Origin of the sequence: Pseudomonas sp. A-R-19 (assembly GCF_019956575.1) — a bacterium.
Taxonomy (GTDB): domain Bacteria; phylum Pseudomonadota; class Gammaproteobacteria; order Pseudomonadales; family Pseudomonadaceae; genus Aquipseudomonas.
Genome location: NZ_JAHBDR010000060.1, coordinates 128,919 through 143,540, shown reverse-complemented (window position 1 = coordinate 143,540; position 14,622 = coordinate 128,919). Strand labels below are relative to the sequence as shown.

16 protein-coding genes and 1 tRNA gene are annotated in these 14,622 nt (G+C 59.0%); 7 read left to right on the top strand and 10 right to left on the bottom strand.

The window, feature by feature from the left end:
• The 4 genes from KGA88_RS17075 to KGA88_RS17060 all read right to left on the bottom strand — a co-directional run bounded on the left by KGA88_RS17075 (position 1) and on the right by KGA88_RS17060 (position 4,196).
• Positions 1-978 carry an ABC transporter permease gene (locus KGA88_RS17075; protein ID WP_223592935.1) on the bottom strand — a complete coding sequence of 326 codons (978 nt, stop codon included), beginning with the start codon at positions 976-978 and terminating at the stop codon, positions 1-3.
• Positions 975-2,528, bottom strand: coding sequence for a sugar ABC transporter ATP-binding protein (locus tag KGA88_RS17070; protein WP_223592932.1), 1,554 nt, complete (start codon positions 2,526-2,528; stop codon positions 975-977). The genes KGA88_RS17075 and KGA88_RS17070 overlap by 4 nt, the downstream gene beginning before the upstream one ends.
• Before the next feature lie 55 nt (positions 2,529-2,583).
• Complete coding sequence (locus tag KGA88_RS17065; RefSeq protein WP_057715547.1) at positions 2,584-3,540, bottom strand: sugar ABC transporter substrate-binding protein; 957 nt, start codon at positions 3,538-3,540, stop codon at positions 2,584-2,586.
• Between the two features lie 194 nt (positions 3,541-3,734).
• On the bottom strand, positions 3,735-4,196 hold the full coding sequence (locus KGA88_RS17060; protein WP_223592931.1) for a hypothetical protein: 462 nt from the start codon (positions 4,194-4,196) through the stop codon (positions 3,735-3,737).
• A 352-nt stretch (positions 4,197-4,548) separates the two neighbouring features.
• Between KGA88_RS17060 and KGA88_RS17055 the strand changes: the two genes are divergently transcribed.
• The 3 genes from KGA88_RS17055 to KGA88_RS17045 all read left to right on the top strand — a co-directional run bounded on the left by KGA88_RS17055 (position 4,549) and on the right by KGA88_RS17045 (position 6,780).
• Entirely contained in the window at positions 4,549-5,637 is a 1,089-nt protein-coding gene (locus KGA88_RS17055; RefSeq protein ID WP_110656668.1) for an asparaginase, read from the top strand.
• 179 nt (positions 5,638-5,816) lie between these two features.
• A complete protein-coding gene (locus tag KGA88_RS17050; RefSeq protein WP_110656670.1) occupies positions 5,817-6,086 on the top strand; it encodes a DUF1654 domain-containing protein in 270 nt (89 codons plus the stop codon).
• A 4-nt stretch (positions 6,087-6,090) separates the two neighbouring features.
• The gene (locus KGA88_RS17045) at positions 6,091-6,780 is read left to right on the top strand and encodes an endonuclease (RefSeq protein ID WP_110656672.1); all 690 of its coding nucleotides are present in this window, start codon (positions 6,091-6,093) and stop codon (positions 6,778-6,780) included.
• Positions 6,781-6,867: 87 nt separating this feature from the next.
• On the opposite strand, the gene KGA88_RS17040 is transcribed toward KGA88_RS17045, so the two are convergent.
• The gene (locus KGA88_RS17040; RefSeq protein WP_223592929.1) at positions 6,868-7,233 is read right to left on the bottom strand and encodes an SPOR domain-containing protein; all 366 of its coding nucleotides are present in this window, start codon (positions 7,231-7,233) and stop codon (positions 6,868-6,870) included.
• A gap of 250 nt (positions 7,234-7,483) precedes the next feature.
• Here KGA88_RS17040 and csrA point away from each other — a divergent pair, with 250 nt between their 5' ends.
• Positions 7,484-7,675 (top strand): carbon storage regulator CsrA, encoded by a 192-nt coding sequence (gene csrA, locus KGA88_RS17035; protein ID WP_007975691.1) that lies wholly within the window; start codon positions 7,484-7,486, stop codon positions 7,673-7,675.
• Positions 7,676-7,847: 172 nt separating this feature from the next.
• Here the strand turns inward: csrA and KGA88_RS17030 are convergent, their stop codons facing one another.
• Positions 7,848-8,303, bottom strand: a complete 456-nt coding sequence (locus tag KGA88_RS17030; RefSeq protein ID WP_110656676.1) for a DUF2214 family protein — start codon at positions 8,301-8,303, stop codon at positions 7,848-7,850.
• Between the two features lie 203 nt (positions 8,304-8,506).
• On the opposite strand from KGA88_RS17030, the gene KGA88_RS17025 reads away from it, so the two are divergent.
• Positions 8,507-9,259, top strand: a complete 753-nt coding sequence (locus tag KGA88_RS17025; RefSeq protein WP_110656678.1) for a carbonic anhydrase — start codon at positions 8,507-8,509, stop codon at positions 9,257-9,259.
• 73 nt (positions 9,260-9,332) lie between these two features.
• On the opposite strand, the gene KGA88_RS17020 is transcribed toward KGA88_RS17025, so the two are convergent.
• Positions 9,333-9,527 (bottom strand): hypothetical protein, encoded by a 195-nt coding sequence (locus KGA88_RS17020; protein WP_110656680.1) that lies wholly within the window; start codon positions 9,525-9,527, stop codon positions 9,333-9,335.
• Between the two features lie 251 nt (positions 9,528-9,778).
• Between KGA88_RS17020 and KGA88_RS17015 the strand changes: the two genes are divergently transcribed.
• Positions 9,779-9,985: a hypothetical protein gene (locus KGA88_RS17015; RefSeq protein ID WP_110656682.1), complete on the top strand. Its 207-nt coding sequence runs from the start codon at positions 9,779-9,781 to the stop codon at positions 9,983-9,985.
• A gap of 681 nt (positions 9,986-10,666) precedes the next feature.
• On the opposite strand, the gene KGA88_RS17010 is transcribed toward KGA88_RS17015, so the two are convergent.
• Positions 10,667-10,743 (bottom strand) — tRNA-Val (locus tag KGA88_RS17010).
• Between the two features lie 184 nt (positions 10,744-10,927).
• Here KGA88_RS17010 and KGA88_RS17005 point away from each other — a divergent pair.
• The gene (locus tag KGA88_RS17005) at positions 10,928-12,211 is read left to right on the top strand and encodes an NAD(P)/FAD-dependent oxidoreductase (protein ID WP_110656683.1); all 1,284 of its coding nucleotides are present in this window, start codon (positions 10,928-10,930) and stop codon (positions 12,209-12,211) included.
• Positions 12,212-12,410: 199 nt separating this feature from the next.
• Here the strand turns inward: KGA88_RS17005 and KGA88_RS17000 are convergent, their stop codons facing one another.
• On the bottom strand, positions 12,411-13,382 hold the full coding sequence (locus tag KGA88_RS17000; protein ID WP_223592927.1) for an XdhC family protein: 972 nt from the start codon (positions 13,380-13,382) through the stop codon (positions 12,411-12,413).
• A gap of 1 nt (position 13,383) precedes the next feature.
• On the bottom strand, positions 13,384-14,622 hold the full coding sequence (locus tag KGA88_RS16995; RefSeq protein ID WP_223592924.1) for a cytochrome c: 1,239 nt from the start codon (positions 14,620-14,622) through the stop codon (positions 13,384-13,386).

Sequence of the window (14,622 nt, the reverse complement as noted above, 5' to 3'; positions counted from 1 at the left end):
TCAGGTCCGCCGGCTTGCGCGTTGACTGCGATAAGTGTCCAGCACCACCGCCACCACGATCACGGCGCCGGTTATGATGCGTTTGGTCGGCTCGGTTGCCCCGATCTGCGCCAGCCCCGCGGCCAGTACAGAAATGATCAGGACGCCGAAAAACGTGCTGATCACCGAACCGCGCCCGCCCATCAGGCTGGTCCCGCCGATCACGACGGCTGCGATTACCTGCAACTCAAGACCGGAACCAGCATTCGGGTCGGCAGCTTCCAGGCGAGAAATCTGGAACAACGCCGCAACACCGGCGAGCAACCCCATCAGGCTGAAAACCAGGATCTTGTAAGGCTTCGGATTGATCCCCGCCAGCCGTACGGCCTCCTCGTTGGTGCCGATACCGATCAGGTAACGACCGAACACCGTGCGGGTCAACACGGCCTGGGCGATGAAAATGATCAGCAACGCAATGATGAACGAGGGTGAGATGCCGAAGGCGATCGGATTGGACAACCAGGCGAACGCATCGCCGATGTAGGCCGTACGCGAACCGGTCATCTGGTACGCCACCCCGCGAGCCATTTCCAGTACGCCCAGGGACACGATGAACGAAGGTATCCGCCACGCCACCGTGATCGAACCGGTGATGGTGCCCGCGAGCGCCGCGACGGCCATGCCGAGCAACGCTGCGGGCAGAACGCTCCAGCCCCAGCCAAGTATCGCCACGCTGACGGTCGAGGCCGCCAGTGCCAGCACCGAGCCGACCGACAGATCGATGCCCCCGATGATCAACACAAAGGTCATACCGACCGCCAGCACCATCAGGTCCGGAATCTGGTTGGCCAGGGTGCTGAACGTGTCGTACGACAGGAAGTGACTGCTCAACACCGAGAACAGCACGATCATCGCCAACAAGGCCCCCGCCAGCCCCAGGTAGGTGCCCAGGCCGTAGAAGTTGCCACTGTGTTTGCCGGCGGAAGAAGCGGTTTTCATGGAAGATCCCTAGGCGCGGCTTCGTTCAGCAGCGCATCACGTTTTTGGTAGCCGGCAAAAGCAGCGGCGAGCAACTCATCCTGGGTCCAACTGTCGCGATCGAATGTATCGATCAGGCTTCCTGCCGAGAGCACGCCGATCCGGTCGCAGATCAGCATCAGCTCGCGCAAGTCGCTGGAGACCACCACCAGCGCCTTGCCCTGGCGGGTCAACTCACCGAGCAGGTTGTAGATATCGAACTTGGCGCCGACGTCGATGCCGCGGGTCGGCTCGTCGAACAGCAGCACCGAGCAGTCGCGCTCCAGCCAACGGCCGATGACGACCTTCTGCTGATTGCCGCCGGACAACTCAGACACCAACTGTGCCGGGCCGGAACTGCGAATGCGCATGGCGTCGATTTGACGCTGGGCCAGGGCGTTCTCGCCAGCGTTGTCGACAAAGCCGGCGCTGGAGATGCCGGGCATGTTGCCCAAGGCGATATTGGCGCCGATCGACTGCGTCAACAAAAGGCCTTCGCCCTTGCGATCTTCAGTGATCAACGCAATGCCGTGCCCTACCGCATCGACCGGCGAACGAATGCTGACGACTTGCGCCGGCGCGCCCAAGGCAATCGTGCCGCTGTCGGCGATATCTGCACCGAAGATCAGGCGCAACAACTCGGTGCGCCCCGCGCCGATCAAACCGGAAATCCCGAAAATCTCCCCGGCACGGACTTCGAACGACACATCACGGACCTTGTCGCCACGGGTCAGGCCCTTGACCGTCAGCATCGGAGCGCCAATCTTGCGCGCCCCCATATCGATGTGTTCGCCGAGCTCGCGGCCGACCATCAGCGTGACCAATTGCTCGCTGTTGTAGTTGGCCATCGGCTCGACACAGACCAGGTTGCCGTCGCGCAGCACGGCAATGCGCTGAGCCACCCGCGCCAGCTCTTCGAGACGGTGGGAGATGTAGATGATCGATACGCCACGCGCCTGCAGGCGAGTGATTTGCTCGAACAGCATTTCGACTTCGCGCGCAGTGAGCATCGCCGTCGGCTCATCGAGAATCAGCACATGGCAATCGCCAATCAGGTTGCGGGCGATCTCCACCATTTGCTGGTGACCGATGCCCAGTTCGCCGACCAGGGTGTCCGGGTCAATGGCGTCGAGCCCGACCTGGGCCATGGCCTCGATGGCAGCCTTGCGCAACTGTTTGCGACTGATCCAGCCGCCGCTGTTGGGCAGGTTGTCGAGAAACAGGTTTTCCGCCACTGACAGGGTCGGCAGCAGATTGAGCTCCTGCATGACCATGCGGATACCGAGGCCTTCAGCCTGAGTCCGGCTCCCCGGGCGATAGTCCTGCCCCTGGAACTGCATCTGGCCGGTGGTCGGCGTGACCAGCCCGCCAATAATCTTCGAAAGCGTGCTTTTGCCCGCCCCGTTCTCGCCGGTCAGAGCCAGCACTTCACCGCGCATGAGCGTCAGGTCTATGCCGCTCAATACCGGTTGGGCGTAGGTCTTGCCGATACCGCTGACCGAAAGGACAGCGTTCGGAGTGGAAGCTGACATAAAAACTCTCCACGCGCCCGTCCAGCTGGACGAGCGCCGTTGCGTCGCCAAAAGGTTATTTGGTGACCAGCTCTACCGGCGTTTCGATCACGCCATTGGCGCCGCCGTCGACCTTCTCGCCCTTGAGAATTTTCAATGCCGTCTCGATGCCGAACACTGCCTGTTTGGCCGCAAACTGGTCTGCGGTGGCCAGCACCCGACCATCCTTGAGCATCGGCTGAATGGCGTTGATGTTGTCGTAGCCGACCACTTGCACCTTGCCGGCCTTGCCCGCGGCGCGCACCGCAGACACTGCACCAACCGCCATGCTGTCATTGCCAGCCAACAGGGCCTTGGTTTGCGGGTATTCGCTGAGAATCGACGCGGCCACCTTGTTGCCCTTGTCGATCTCCCAGTCACCGGATTGCAGGGACACGACCTTGATCTGCGCCGCCTCCATCGCATCCTTGAAACCTGCAGTGCGCTGCTGGGCATTGGTGGTGGTGGACACACCCTCGATGATGCCGACTTCGTCACCGGCCTTCAGTTGTTTGGCCAGGTAATCACCCACCAGCCGCGCGCCCTTGCGGTTGTCCGGGCCTACGAACGGAACATTGATGTTCTTGCTTTTGACGACGGCGGGGTCCAGCTGGTTGTCGATGTTGATCACGGTGATACCGGCATCGATGGCTTTCTTGATCACCGGCACCATGGCTTTGGAGTCTGCCGGCGCAATCACCAGCGCATTGACCTTGGCCAGGATCATCTGCTCGACGATCCGCGTCTGGCCGGCGGTGTCGGTTTCATCCTTGATGCCGTTGGAGATCAGGTCGAATTCGCCGGAGTGATCTTTCTGGTAGGCCTTGGCGCCGTCTTCCATGGTCAGGAAGAACTCGTTGGCCAGGGATTTCATGACCAGGGCGACTTTCGGTTTTTCAGTGGTTTCAGCGAAGGCTGAAGAGACAGGCAATGCAGCGGATGCGGCAGCCAGCATAGCGACAGCGAGAAGACGTCCAGCGAATGGCAGCTTCATGGGTTCACTCCGATCTTATGATTATTGTGAGCAACGCTTGCGCTGGCGTAAGCTTCACGACCCACAGTGATGGAATGCCATCAGCGTGGCTCGCGCAAACGTTTGCGTGAACCAAACTATGCGAACCCTGCCGGTATTTGTCAACGACCTGAAAAGTGCTTTCAGAGATGTTCAGCGAAAAAACGGCATGCATCTCATGCCGTAGTGTTGACCACCGATCCCGTGCCAGAACCCTTGGTCAGCTCCTTGATCAGACTCGCGCTCACTTGCAGGATGGCACCGGTGGTTTCGGCAACCTGCCCCTGAATGGCCGCTACCGCGGTGGTCTTGGCTTCCGGAGTCGGATAGGACGCTGCCTGGGCCTGCGCCAGTTGCTGCTGTTGCTCACGCAATTGCTGTTGCAGTTCCTTCAGGCGCTTGAGCAAGACCTTCACCGCCACGCTGGTGTTATCGCTCGTTTCCGATTCGGCCGATGCACCGGCACTTTCTCCCAGGCCTACCGGAGCGGTTTTAACCTGGGTGCCGTCGCCTTCCTTTACACCCGGCGCGTTGGCAGCCGTATCCCCTGTCGCGTCGCCCACAGCACGAATGGTCGCCGCAGACGTCCCCCCGATAGTGATACCCGCGGCATTCGGGAAGCCAATAGATAACGACATGTGAGCTCCTGCAGAAATAGATCCCTTGAAGGAGCATCGACCGACTAGCGCTTTTCTTGAGTCGTTCACGACGATTTGACGCGTTTAAATCTTAAACAGGACTGCCATCCTTTTCGGAGAGCCGAACGCAAAAGACACACATGTTCGGCAATCCGGACGTCAGGAGCGGAAACCGCCTCCGGACACAAACTGCAATACCATTACAAATCATTAAGTTAGGCGTGTTTTTCGATTCAGGGTGTTACTGGTACAGATCCTGCTCTTCTCCTCATACCTCCGGCGTTCAGATTCGCCCGGGGCGCATCTAGATGAACCTGCATCTGCACCGTCTCACAACTAGAAGAGAAAAATAATGACATCTGCATTCAAGACCTTTGTTCCGGGCGCCTTGGCCCTGCTACTGCTTCTGCCTACCGCCCTACAGGCCAAAGAAGCCGAAACCCAACAGAAACTGGCCAACGTGGTGATTCTCGCCACCGGTGGCACCATTGCCGGCGCAGGGGCCAGCGCCGCCAACAGCGCAACCTATCAAGCAGCGAAAGTCGGCATTGAACAGCTGATCGCCGGCGTTCCAGAACTGAGCCAACTGGCGAACGTTCGCGGCGAACAAGTCATGCAAATCGCTTCCGAAAGCATCACCAACGAAAACCTCCTGCAACTGGGCCGCCGCGTAGCCGAACTGGCCGACAGCAACGACGTCGATGGCATCGTGATCACCCACGGCACCGATACCCTGGAAGAAACGGCGTACTTCCTGAACCTGGTGGAAAAAACCGATAAGCCGATCATCGTCGTGGGCTCCATGCGCCCGGGCACTGCGATGTCCGCCGATGGCATGCTCAACCTCTACAACGCGGTGGCCGTGGCCAGCAGTAAAGATGCGCGGGGCAAGGGCGTACTGGTGACCATGAACGATGAAATCCAGTCGGGTCGCGACGTCAGCAAAATGATCAACATCAAGACCGAAGCGTTTAAAAGCGCCTGGGGTCCGTTGGGCATGGTGGTAGAAGGCAAGTCCTACTGGTTCCGCTTGCCAGCCAAGCGCCACACCATGGATTCCGAATTCGACATCAAGACCATCAAGAGCCTGCCTGACGTCGAGATCGCCTACTCCTACGGCAACGTCAGCGATACCGCCTACAAAGCCCTCGCTCAATCGGGCGCCAAAGCCATCATCCACGCCGGCACCGGCAATGGCTCGGTATCGTCGCGAGTGGTCCCTGCCCTGCAAGCCCTGCGCAAGGACGGCGTGCAGATCATTCGCTCCTCCCATGTCAACGCCGGCGGCTTTGTATTGCGCAACGCCGAACAGCCTGACGACAAATACGACTGGGTCGTGGCCCACGATCTGAACCCGCAAAAGGCGCGGATCCTGGCGATGGTCGCGTTGACCAAGACCAATGACAGCAAAGAGCTGCAGCGGATGTTCTGGGAATACTGATTCACCCTCGCCCGACCGATCCGGCCGGGCACCCCGTGCGCCATTCGCCAGCCCTGGCGAGTGGCGCCGCTCGATCTGACAAAAAACTTCCTTCGCCTTACGCCAAATGCAGTAAACCGCTGTCAGAGGATTCTCTTGATTTTTAAGCAGTTGCGAAATGGCGTACAGTTAAATACTGTATGCACGTACAGCTTAATAAGGATAATCCTGTGGACACCACCTCTACCTCTCCCGACACCTATGTACGCATGGGCCTGCGCGTTCAGAAAATCATCAACTCCCCCACCGCACAAAAGGCCCGGGCAGCACTGATCTTCCGCCTGCCTGACGAGCCGGTGGATGAATGGGAACGCTTGCTGGAAGAAATCGACGAGAACGACAACGTCACCCTCGCCTACCGCGACGATGGCGGCGTGCAGATTTTCTGGGTTGTGCCGAAGGAAGATTGAGTCGATGAGTGCCCGCTGGTTTGCTTTGTTGTTTGTGTTTTTTGTCATGGGCGCGCAAGCCGATGCTCCGCGCACCTTCACTGAAGCGAAAAAGGTCGCCTGGAAGCTCTACGCCCCCCAATCCACCGAGTTTTATTGTGGCTGCAAGTACACCGGCAACCAGGTGAACCTGGCCGCCTGCGGCTATGTGCCGCGTAAAAATGCCAAGCGTGCATCCCGCATCGAGTGGGAGCATATCGTTCCGGCCTGGCAGATCGGCCATCAACGCCAGTGCTGGCAAGAGGGCGGTCGCAAGAACTGCACCCGCTACGATCCGGTTTACCAGAAGGCCGAAGCTGATTTGCACAACCTGGTGCCCAGCATTGGCGAGGTCAATGGCGATCGCAGCAACTTCAGTTTCGGTTGGCTGCCCGAACAGTCTGGGCAGTATGGTTCATGCCTGACCCAGATCGACTTCAAGGCCAAGAAAGTCATGCCCCGCCCTTCCATTCGCGGCATGATCGCCCGGACCTACTTCTACATGAGCAAACAGTATGGTTTGCGCCTGTCGAAACAGGATCGGCAACTGTACGAAGCCTGGGACAAAACCTATCCGGTCCAGGCCTGGGAACGCCAACGCAACCAGAGCGTGGGGTGCGTCATGGGGCGCGGCAACGAGTTTGTCGGCCCGGTAGACATGAAGGCCTGCGGCTGAATCCAGGCGCAATACCCGAAACAAAAAAGGCCTCGGGGCTGAACCCCGAGGCCTTTTTAGTTGCTCTGACGTCTGCGCCACTGAATGTTATTGAGCGGCCGGTCGCTCAAGCACCAGCAATTCGATGTTCTGTTTCTTGGCGCGAGTGAGCGCCGCACGGACTTCATCCTGTTTGGCTTCGGCCTCGGCTTTCGAATTGAACGGCCCCATCAGGATTCGCGTATTGCCATTTTCCTTGAGGATGCTCGACATGAAACTATGCTCGATCAGCCAGCCACTCAAATCGCTGACCGCCTGAGGGGTTTCACCTCGCACTTCAAGATCCCATTGTGGGCCGGACACCGGCGCCGGCACGGTGGCCATGGCCGGTTTGGGCTTCGGTGCATCCACACTGTTGCCCTCACCACATCCCGCCAGTGCCAATATCGCGAATACCAAGACCATTTTGTGCACGGCGCTTCCCTCTAAATGCTTAAAGCGGGGATTTTAACATCCATGAATACTTCACGAGAGCCGTAAAATGGGCTCAAAACAACGAGAATCATGGATGCGGCCTCTGTATAGTTACGCCTTGGGAATTAATGCCACATCTGCGCGTCAGAAAGAGGCACCCAAACTCTGAGACTTCGCACTAATCTATACATACCACCGACTTCTGCACTGTCCGAATCAGGTGCCCCACAAAGCAATCAAGGAGAAGACCATGCTGATACTCACCCGCAAAGTCGGTGAAAGCATTAATATCGGTGATGACATTACGATCACCATCCTGGGCGTAAGCGGCCAGCAAGTCAGGATCGGCATCAACGCTCCGAAGGACGTTGCAGTGCATCGTGAAGAAATTTACCAGCGTATTCAGGCCGGCCTGACCGCTCCGGAAAAGCCGCAATCCTGAATCCTGCTGCAGTCACTAGCCAGCCCGTTCAGTCTGGAACCACGGCTGGCTAAAGATTCAGCATCGCCTCTGCCCTGCAATCCACAAGGGGTTCGATACTAGCGGCAAGCTCAATGCCCTGGCTGTCAGACTTTTCCGGTTTATCCCAAGGAAGGATGCGTTCGCTGCGTGATCAACCAAACATCACGCCTCGCGCCATGCCAGTCGCCGCCACCACCATCAACAGCAGCAACAGCGCCTCGACATGACTGATCCGTGCAAACAGCTTCGCACGGCCGGTATCGACAGACACTTTACGGGCAAGCGCTATCCGCCATTTGATCAGCGTCACCATTGGCGCAATCTCCAGCAGCAGGATCAGCACGAACAGCGTCATCTTCAGATGAAACAGCGGCTGGTGCAGGTAATAGTCGGCGCCTTTCTCGTACCCGCCAAAGGCGCGCATCCCCCCGCTGATCAGCAAAACGACCGCTGAAATACCCCAGATATTATCCGCCATCAAAACACTACGCACTTCTGCGGCCCCATCGGCCAGGCGCCGCAAAGCCGTGCCTCGAACCAGCACCGCCCAAAATCCCAAGGCCATTGCCAGAAGATGAACCGCCGCCAGAAACCAGTGAGTGAGCATCGAGAAACTCCTGCCAGGTCGAATGTGTGTGAGCCAGTCAGTAGTAGCCCATGAAGTGACAGCTTGCACGGCACCTGCGGACAAAGTCCGGTACACAATATGACAGACCAACTAAACTCCACTGCGCTGGTTTCGAGCGTCCGTGGCAACACCAGCCCCAACCGCAACTCACTCTCACCGCATTGAACTGAGTAAACAAAATCATGTGTGAATCATGTGATTCAAGCTCTGCTTCAAACACAACAGGCCGTCGTCGTTTTCTTCAATTTGCCGGATTGAGCGCAGGCGCCCTGCTGCTGACCGGCACACTGCCCGGCAAGCTCATCCAGGCAGCCGAAAAAGCGACAGCCCCACCAAAACCTCAAAATGCAATCAGTCCCGATATGGCATTGAAAAGACTGATGGAGGGCAATGAGCGATATGTAAACGGCACTTCCAAGACGCATGACTTCAAGGCTGAGCGAGAGGCCCTGGTGTCCGGTCAAAATCCGTTCGTGGCAGTACTGAGCTGCTCTGACTCGCGGATCGCCCCGGAATATGCGTTTGATACCGCGCGAGGCGATCTTTTCTCCATCCGCGTCGCGGGCAACTTCGTGACCCCGGAAGGCCTGGCCAGTCTTGAATACGGGGTTGCCGTGCTTGGCGCGCCGCTGATTCTCGTACTCGGTCATGAAAGCTGCGGCGCTATCGAGGCCGGTATCAAGGCCGTCAAGGACAAGACGGTTTTCCCCGGCCATATTCCGAAGCTGACCGATGCACTCAAGTCGGCTATCGAGGCAGTGCTCAAGCAACCCGGGAGCCTGATGGAAAACGCCACCGCGCAGAACGTCAAAAATTCGGTCAACAGCCTGAAACAGGCCTCACCCTTGCTGACCGATGCGCAGAGCAAGGGCCTGCTGAAGATCGTGGGAGGTGTCTATCGCCTGGCGAGCGGCAAGGTAGAGCTGATCGCTTGAACCGCAACACGCACATCACCGGCATCGGAACACCCCCGCATGCAAAGAGCCCAGCGCGATGGCTGGGCTCTGGTTACTTCCGGTTTTCCATCATTTTGTCGGCCAGCGCCCTGGCCCTCTCGATCAACAGGTTCTGCCTGTCTTCGTGCGTAGCACCACCCACAACCGGGGCTGTCAGATTGCTTTCGGCAATCAATGCAGCGCAGAAATATTGGTCCCAGACGGCCTTGTCCACAGATGCCTGCTTGCTGATTTGATCGACGTTCATAGGCGGCTCCTTTCAATGAGGCAGCCCCACCAGTTTACGCCTGAATGGCAAAGAATCCGGACCACCATCGACAGTGACCCGCCATTCGTCGCCTGTGAAAACACTACGAGGAGTTCCCCTGGGTCCGTGGCTTGAGGATTGCAGAGATCGCGCGTAGCAGCGCGGGAACGACATAATTCTGACGCTGCAGCCATTCAATCAATGCTTAAGGACTCCAGCGATACGCTTGGTCAGTCACCGGGAGATGTAACGTGTCAACGCTCAACGAAATCGCAATGAACCACGCGCGAATGGCTAAGGAAAAGGCAGCAGAGTCGACTGAACTGAGCGAGCGACACCTCCAGATTGTAGGAAGCTTCGAGGTACCGTCCATTGAAGTACAGCAGAACATCCCACTGCATTTGATTGCGGGAGTGCAGGAGGGGCATCACGGCCTTGCAGCGGCCTTTGCCCACTGACTTCCATCGAGGCAGGCGACGATCTGAACGATTACTCGGCAAACCCTGGTTGTCAGGTATCCGCTCAGTAATCGTCGCACGCAGGATCAGCCGATGTCGCCGACAACGCGCGCGTAGCTCTCGAAGCCATCGACAAGCATGAGAAGTTCATCAAGATGACGCTTGCGGTGCTCATGGCGCCAGAGTGACTTGCTGCCTGAAGCAGAAGGGACGGTGGTTAACACAACTCGCACCAAATCAGGATCATGCTGGTCGCCAGGCCGCTAGTAACGATCCCGATTCCAAACACCACGCCGAGAAGCAGAGTTTTTGCCCACATGGCTCGATTCTCCGGATACCGCATTCAAAGAATGCTTGAGTAAGAGCACCTGAGCAAAATCCAAGCCATTTGGCATAGGTAAGTCCAGGCCCGGTGATTGCGCTAAAACGCTCTGTTCGAGTCGTGAAAAATCCCCCAACAAGGGGTTCGCTGACCCTAAGTTTTGGGTTGCATCCCCCCAAACGCCGGGGCTCCAGGACACCCTTCAAGGACACGGCACGGTGATGACGCGGTGGTTTACATGAAGGTGAAAGCCGACCTGAAGATCTAGCGCAGTAGTCGTTTGCCCAAACACCAGACAACAAAAAAGGGCCCACCTTTCGGTGAGCCCTTCCAGACCGCCCAGCAGAGCGGATTTTGTTTGGTAGGCGCGATTGGACTCGAACCAACGACCCCCACCATGTCAAGGTGGTGCTCTAACCAACTGAGCTACGTGCCTGCTGTGAGGCGGCATTCTACGGAATTCCGGAGGGGTGTCAACACCTTTTTTCGCGCTAACCCTATGAATATGCAAAATATTTAATTTTGCCGCTGCAAAGAAGATTTTCCGGGTGGCTGGCGGGCGATTTTCAACTCGGGTAGGATCAATGCACTCGTAAAATATATTAAACAGAGGCTGCCGGATGGCTAACACTCCCTACCCCGAGTCCTACTACGCCGCATCGGCCAATGCGGTTCCGCCGCGCCCGGCGTTGCAGGATGACGTCGAGACCGATGTCTGTGTGATTGGCGCCGGTTATACGGGGCTGTCCTCTGCCCTGTTTCTGCTGGAGAACGGCTTCAAGGTCACGGTGCTTGAGGCCGCGAGGGTGGGTTTCGGGGCGTCCGGGCGTAATGGCGGGCAGATCGTTAACAGCTATAGCCGCGACATTGATGTCATCGAGCGCACGGTCGGCCCCAAGCAGGCTCAATTGCTGGGGCAGATGGCCTTTGAAGGTGGCCGGATCATTCGTGAGCGGGTCGCCAAATACAACATTCAGTGCGACTTGAAAGACGGTGGTGTATTCGCCGCCATGACCGCCAAACAGATGGGTCATCTGGAGTCGCAGAAGCGCCTCTGGGAGCGATTCGGTCATACCCAGCTCGAGCTGATGGATCAACGCCGCATTCGTGAGGTGGTCGCCTGCGATCAGTACGTCGGCGGCATGCTCGACATGAGTGGCGGGCACATTCATCCGCTCAACTTGGCGCTGGGCGAAGCTGCTGCGGTCGAATCCCTGGGCGGGACGATTTATGAGCAGTCGCCAGCCGTACGTATCGAGCGCGGCGCCAACCCGGTCGTGCACACGCCGCAAGGCAAGGTCAGGGCCAAATTCATCATCGTTGCCGGCAACGCTTATCTGGGCAATCTGGTGCCGGAGCTGGCCGCCAAGTCGATGCCTTGCGGCACTCAAGTGATTACCACCGAGCCACTGGGCGAAGAACTGGCCAAGACCCTGCTGCCTCAGGATTACTGCGTCGAAGACTGCAATTACCTGCTCGACTACTACCGCCTCAGCGGCGACAAGCGCCTGATCTTCGGTGGTGGCGTGGTGTACGGTGCGCGGGATCCGGCGAACATCGAAGCGATCATTCGACCGAAGCTGCTCAAGGCATTTCCGCAGCTCAAGGACGTGAAGATCGATTACGCGTGGACCGGCAACTTCCTGCTGACCCTGTCACGCCTGCCTCAGGTCGGGCGCCTGGGCGACAACATCTACTATTCCCAGGGCTGCAGCGGCCATGGCGTGACCTATACGCACCTGGCGGGCAAGGTGCTGGCCGAAGCCCTGCGCGGCCAGGCCGAGCGTTTTGACGCCTTTGCCGACCTGCCCCACTACCCGTTCCCCGGCGGACAAATGCTGCGTACGCCGTTCGCGGCGCTGGGTGCCTGGTATTACGGATTGCGCGACAGGTTCGGCATGTAACCCACAGATGCAAAAAGGGCCGCTGGATGCGTAATGCCTGTAGGAGCGAGCTTGCTCGCGATGCACTCAAGAGCGCCGCGTTTAGCCAGTAAATACGCGTTATCGTTAACGACCATCGCGAGCAAGCTCGCTCCTACAGTGAACAGCATTACACTGGATGCGGCCCTTTCAGTTGCAGAAAACAAAAGATGTTGTGGGGTTAGAGACGATCTCGTGGGATACCGCTGCGAATCCGCAGGATATCGGCCAATACCGCCAGGGCAATCTCCGCAGGCGTCTTGCTGCCCAGATTCAGCCCGATGGGTGCGTGAATCCGCCCCAACTCGAGATCCCCCAGACCACCAATGCGCCGCAAGCGCTCGAAGCGCTTTTGCGAGGTCTGCATGGAGCCCATCACGCCGATGTAGAACGCCTCGGTGCGCACCGCCTCCATCATCGCCAGGTCATCGATACGTGGATCGTGGGTCAACGCCACCACCGCCGTGTCGCTGTGACAACCACCATCGGCGATGAACACCGACGGCAGTTGGCGACGAATCTCTACGTTTTCCAGCACGACGCCTTCCAGCACTTCGTCCCGCGGATCACACAGAATCACCTCGAAACCCAGGCCCACGGCAAACTCCGCACAGGCCTGGGCGACACTGGAGTAGCCGGCCAGCAGCAAGCGCTGGGCCGCACCGACGCGCACGCGCACCCGGTCGATTTCGCGCTCGATACGCACACCCTGCTCACGATCATCGAACAGACTGCGCGCACCACTTTGCAGATCGACTTCACGGATCAACCGACGCCGGCCCAACAGTGCCGACTCCAGCTCGCGCAGATGCGCTTGTACGTCACATTCGGCCTCCAGCTGCTCGACCAGCACATCGAGCACCCCGCCGCATGGCAGGCTGACGCGCGAGCGTGGGTCGTCGCCTTCGCCGTAACGAACAACGCTGACTGGCTGCTCAAACGCGCCCTCGGCGACTCGCTCGAGAAAGTCTTCCTCGACACAGCCACCGGACAACGAGCCAATCCATTGCCCTTCAACGTTCACCGCCAGCAGCGAACCCGGTGCGCGCGGTGCCGAGCCGTAAGTGGCCAGCACCGTACACAGCCAGATGCGCTGACCGGCCACCGACCACTCCAGCGCCCGGCGCACCACTTGCAGATCGAGATGCTGCATATCAGTGGGCCTTGTGCTCGAGCGGCGGCGCATCGGCCCGCAGCTTCTGCACGTCGTTTACCGCCAGATCATTCGGCTGACCGCCCCAGCCCTGACGCAGGTAGTTCAGCAGGTCCGTGAGTTGCTCGTCGCTCAACTTCTTGACGAACCCCGGCATCGGTTGCATGTGCTCGAAACCGGAGAACTTCTGCTCACCGATACCGTCGTCGATCACCCGCACCAGGTTGCGCGGGTCTTCCAGGCGCAGCGTGGTATTGCCACGCATGGCCACGGCGATGTGCGGCTTGCCTTCGCCACCTGGCGCGTGGCAACCGGCGCAGACATTCAAATATTCCTGACGGCCGCGCTGGGCACTCGGGCTCAGCTTGTCCAACGGCACTTCGGTGAGCACTTTCGCCGCGGGCGGCTGATCGCCGAGCAGGAAGGTCGCCATGGCGGCCAGGTCCGGATCGCTGAGGCCCTGGGTGCTGTTGTGGAACACCGGGAACATCTCGTTGAACATCGTGCCCTGGGCGCTCATGCCGTGCTTGAGGAACGAGCTCAGGTCCTGATGATTCCAGCCACGGGCCGCCAGGTCAGTGGCCAGCAGGCTCGGCGCCAGATAGCCATTGAGAATGCCGCCGGTCATGCGCTTGTCCATCTGCATCGCACCGGGCAAGCCGCGTGGGGTGTGGCATTCGCCACAGTGCCCGAGCACGTCGACCATGTACTGGCCGCGCTTCCAGGCTTCGCTCTTGCCTTCGGCAGGCGCAAGCTTCACGTCCTTGCCATACATCATGTTCCAGCCCATCAGGCCCAGGCGCACGTTGAACGGGAAGCTCAGGCTGGTGACCGGCGCGGCGCGCTCGATCGGCTCGACGGTTTTCAGGTAGGCGTGAATCGCGTCGGAATCCGCACGCGGGATCAGGTGATACGAGGTGTACGGCATCGCTGGATACAGGTTGGCGCCATCGCGGCGCTTGCCTTCAGTCAGCACGGCGAAGAACTCGTCGTCGCTGTACAGACCGATGCCGTGCTCTTTGCTCGGGGTGATGTTGGTGCCGTAGATCGTGCCGAACGGTGACACGATCGGCAGGCCGCCCGCATAGGGCGCGCCACCCGGTGCGGTGTGGCAGGCCATGCAGTCGGCGGCTCGGGCGAGGTATTCGCCTTGCTTGACCTGCGCATCATCGGCGTGAGCTGCCACCACAGGCGCAGCCAGACCAACCGCCAATGCCAGACGGCTAAGTAGAAGCTTCAT

Bases quoted from the DNA above. Each gene is read 5' to 3' on its own strand.
- KGA88_RS17075 (WP_223592935.1), bottom strand. From the start codon at position 978: ATGAAAACCGCTTCTTCCGCCGGCAAACACAGTGGCAACTTCTACGGC.
- KGA88_RS17070 (WP_223592932.1), bottom strand. From the start codon at position 2,528: ATGTCAGCTTCCACTCCGAACGCTGTCCTTTCGGTCAGCGGTATCGGC.
- KGA88_RS17065 (WP_057715547.1), bottom strand. From the start codon at position 3,540: ATGAAGCTGCCATTCGCTGGACGTCTTCTCGCTGTCGCTATGCTGGCT.
- KGA88_RS17060 (WP_223592931.1), bottom strand. From the start codon at position 4,196: ATGTCGTTATCTATTGGCTTCCCGAATGCCGCGGGTATCACTATCGGG.
- KGA88_RS17055 (WP_110656668.1), top strand. From the start codon at position 4,549: ATGACATCTGCATTCAAGACCTTTGTTCCGGGCGCCTTGGCCCTGCTA.
- KGA88_RS17050 (WP_110656670.1), top strand. From the start codon at position 5,817: ATGCACGTACAGCTTAATAAGGATAATCCTGTGGACACCACCTCTACC.
- KGA88_RS17045 (WP_110656672.1), top strand. From the start codon at position 6,091: ATGAGTGCCCGCTGGTTTGCTTTGTTGTTTGTGTTTTTTGTCATGGGC.
- csrA (WP_007975691.1), top strand. From the start codon at position 7,484: ATGCTGATACTCACCCGCAAAGTCGGTGAAAGCATTAATATCGGTGAT.
- KGA88_RS17030 (WP_110656676.1), bottom strand. From the start codon at position 8,303: ATGCTCACTCACTGGTTTCTGGCGGCGGTTCATCTTCTGGCAATGGCC.
- KGA88_RS17025 (WP_110656678.1), top strand. From the start codon at position 8,507: ATGTGTGAATCATGTGATTCAAGCTCTGCTTCAAACACAACAGGCCGT.
- KGA88_RS17020 (WP_110656680.1), bottom strand. From the start codon at position 9,527: ATGAACGTCGATCAAATCAGCAAGCAGGCATCTGTGGACAAGGCCGTC.
- KGA88_RS17005 (WP_110656683.1), top strand. From the start codon at position 10,928: ATGGCTAACACTCCCTACCCCGAGTCCTACTACGCCGCATCGGCCAAT.
- KGA88_RS17000 (WP_223592927.1), bottom strand. From the start codon at position 13,382: ATGCAGCATCTCGATCTGCAAGTGGTGCGCCGGGCGCTGGAGTGGTCG.
- KGA88_RS16995 (WP_223592924.1), bottom strand. From the start codon at position 14,622: ATGAAGCTTCTACTTAGCCGTCTGGCATTGGCGGTTGGTCTGGCTGCG.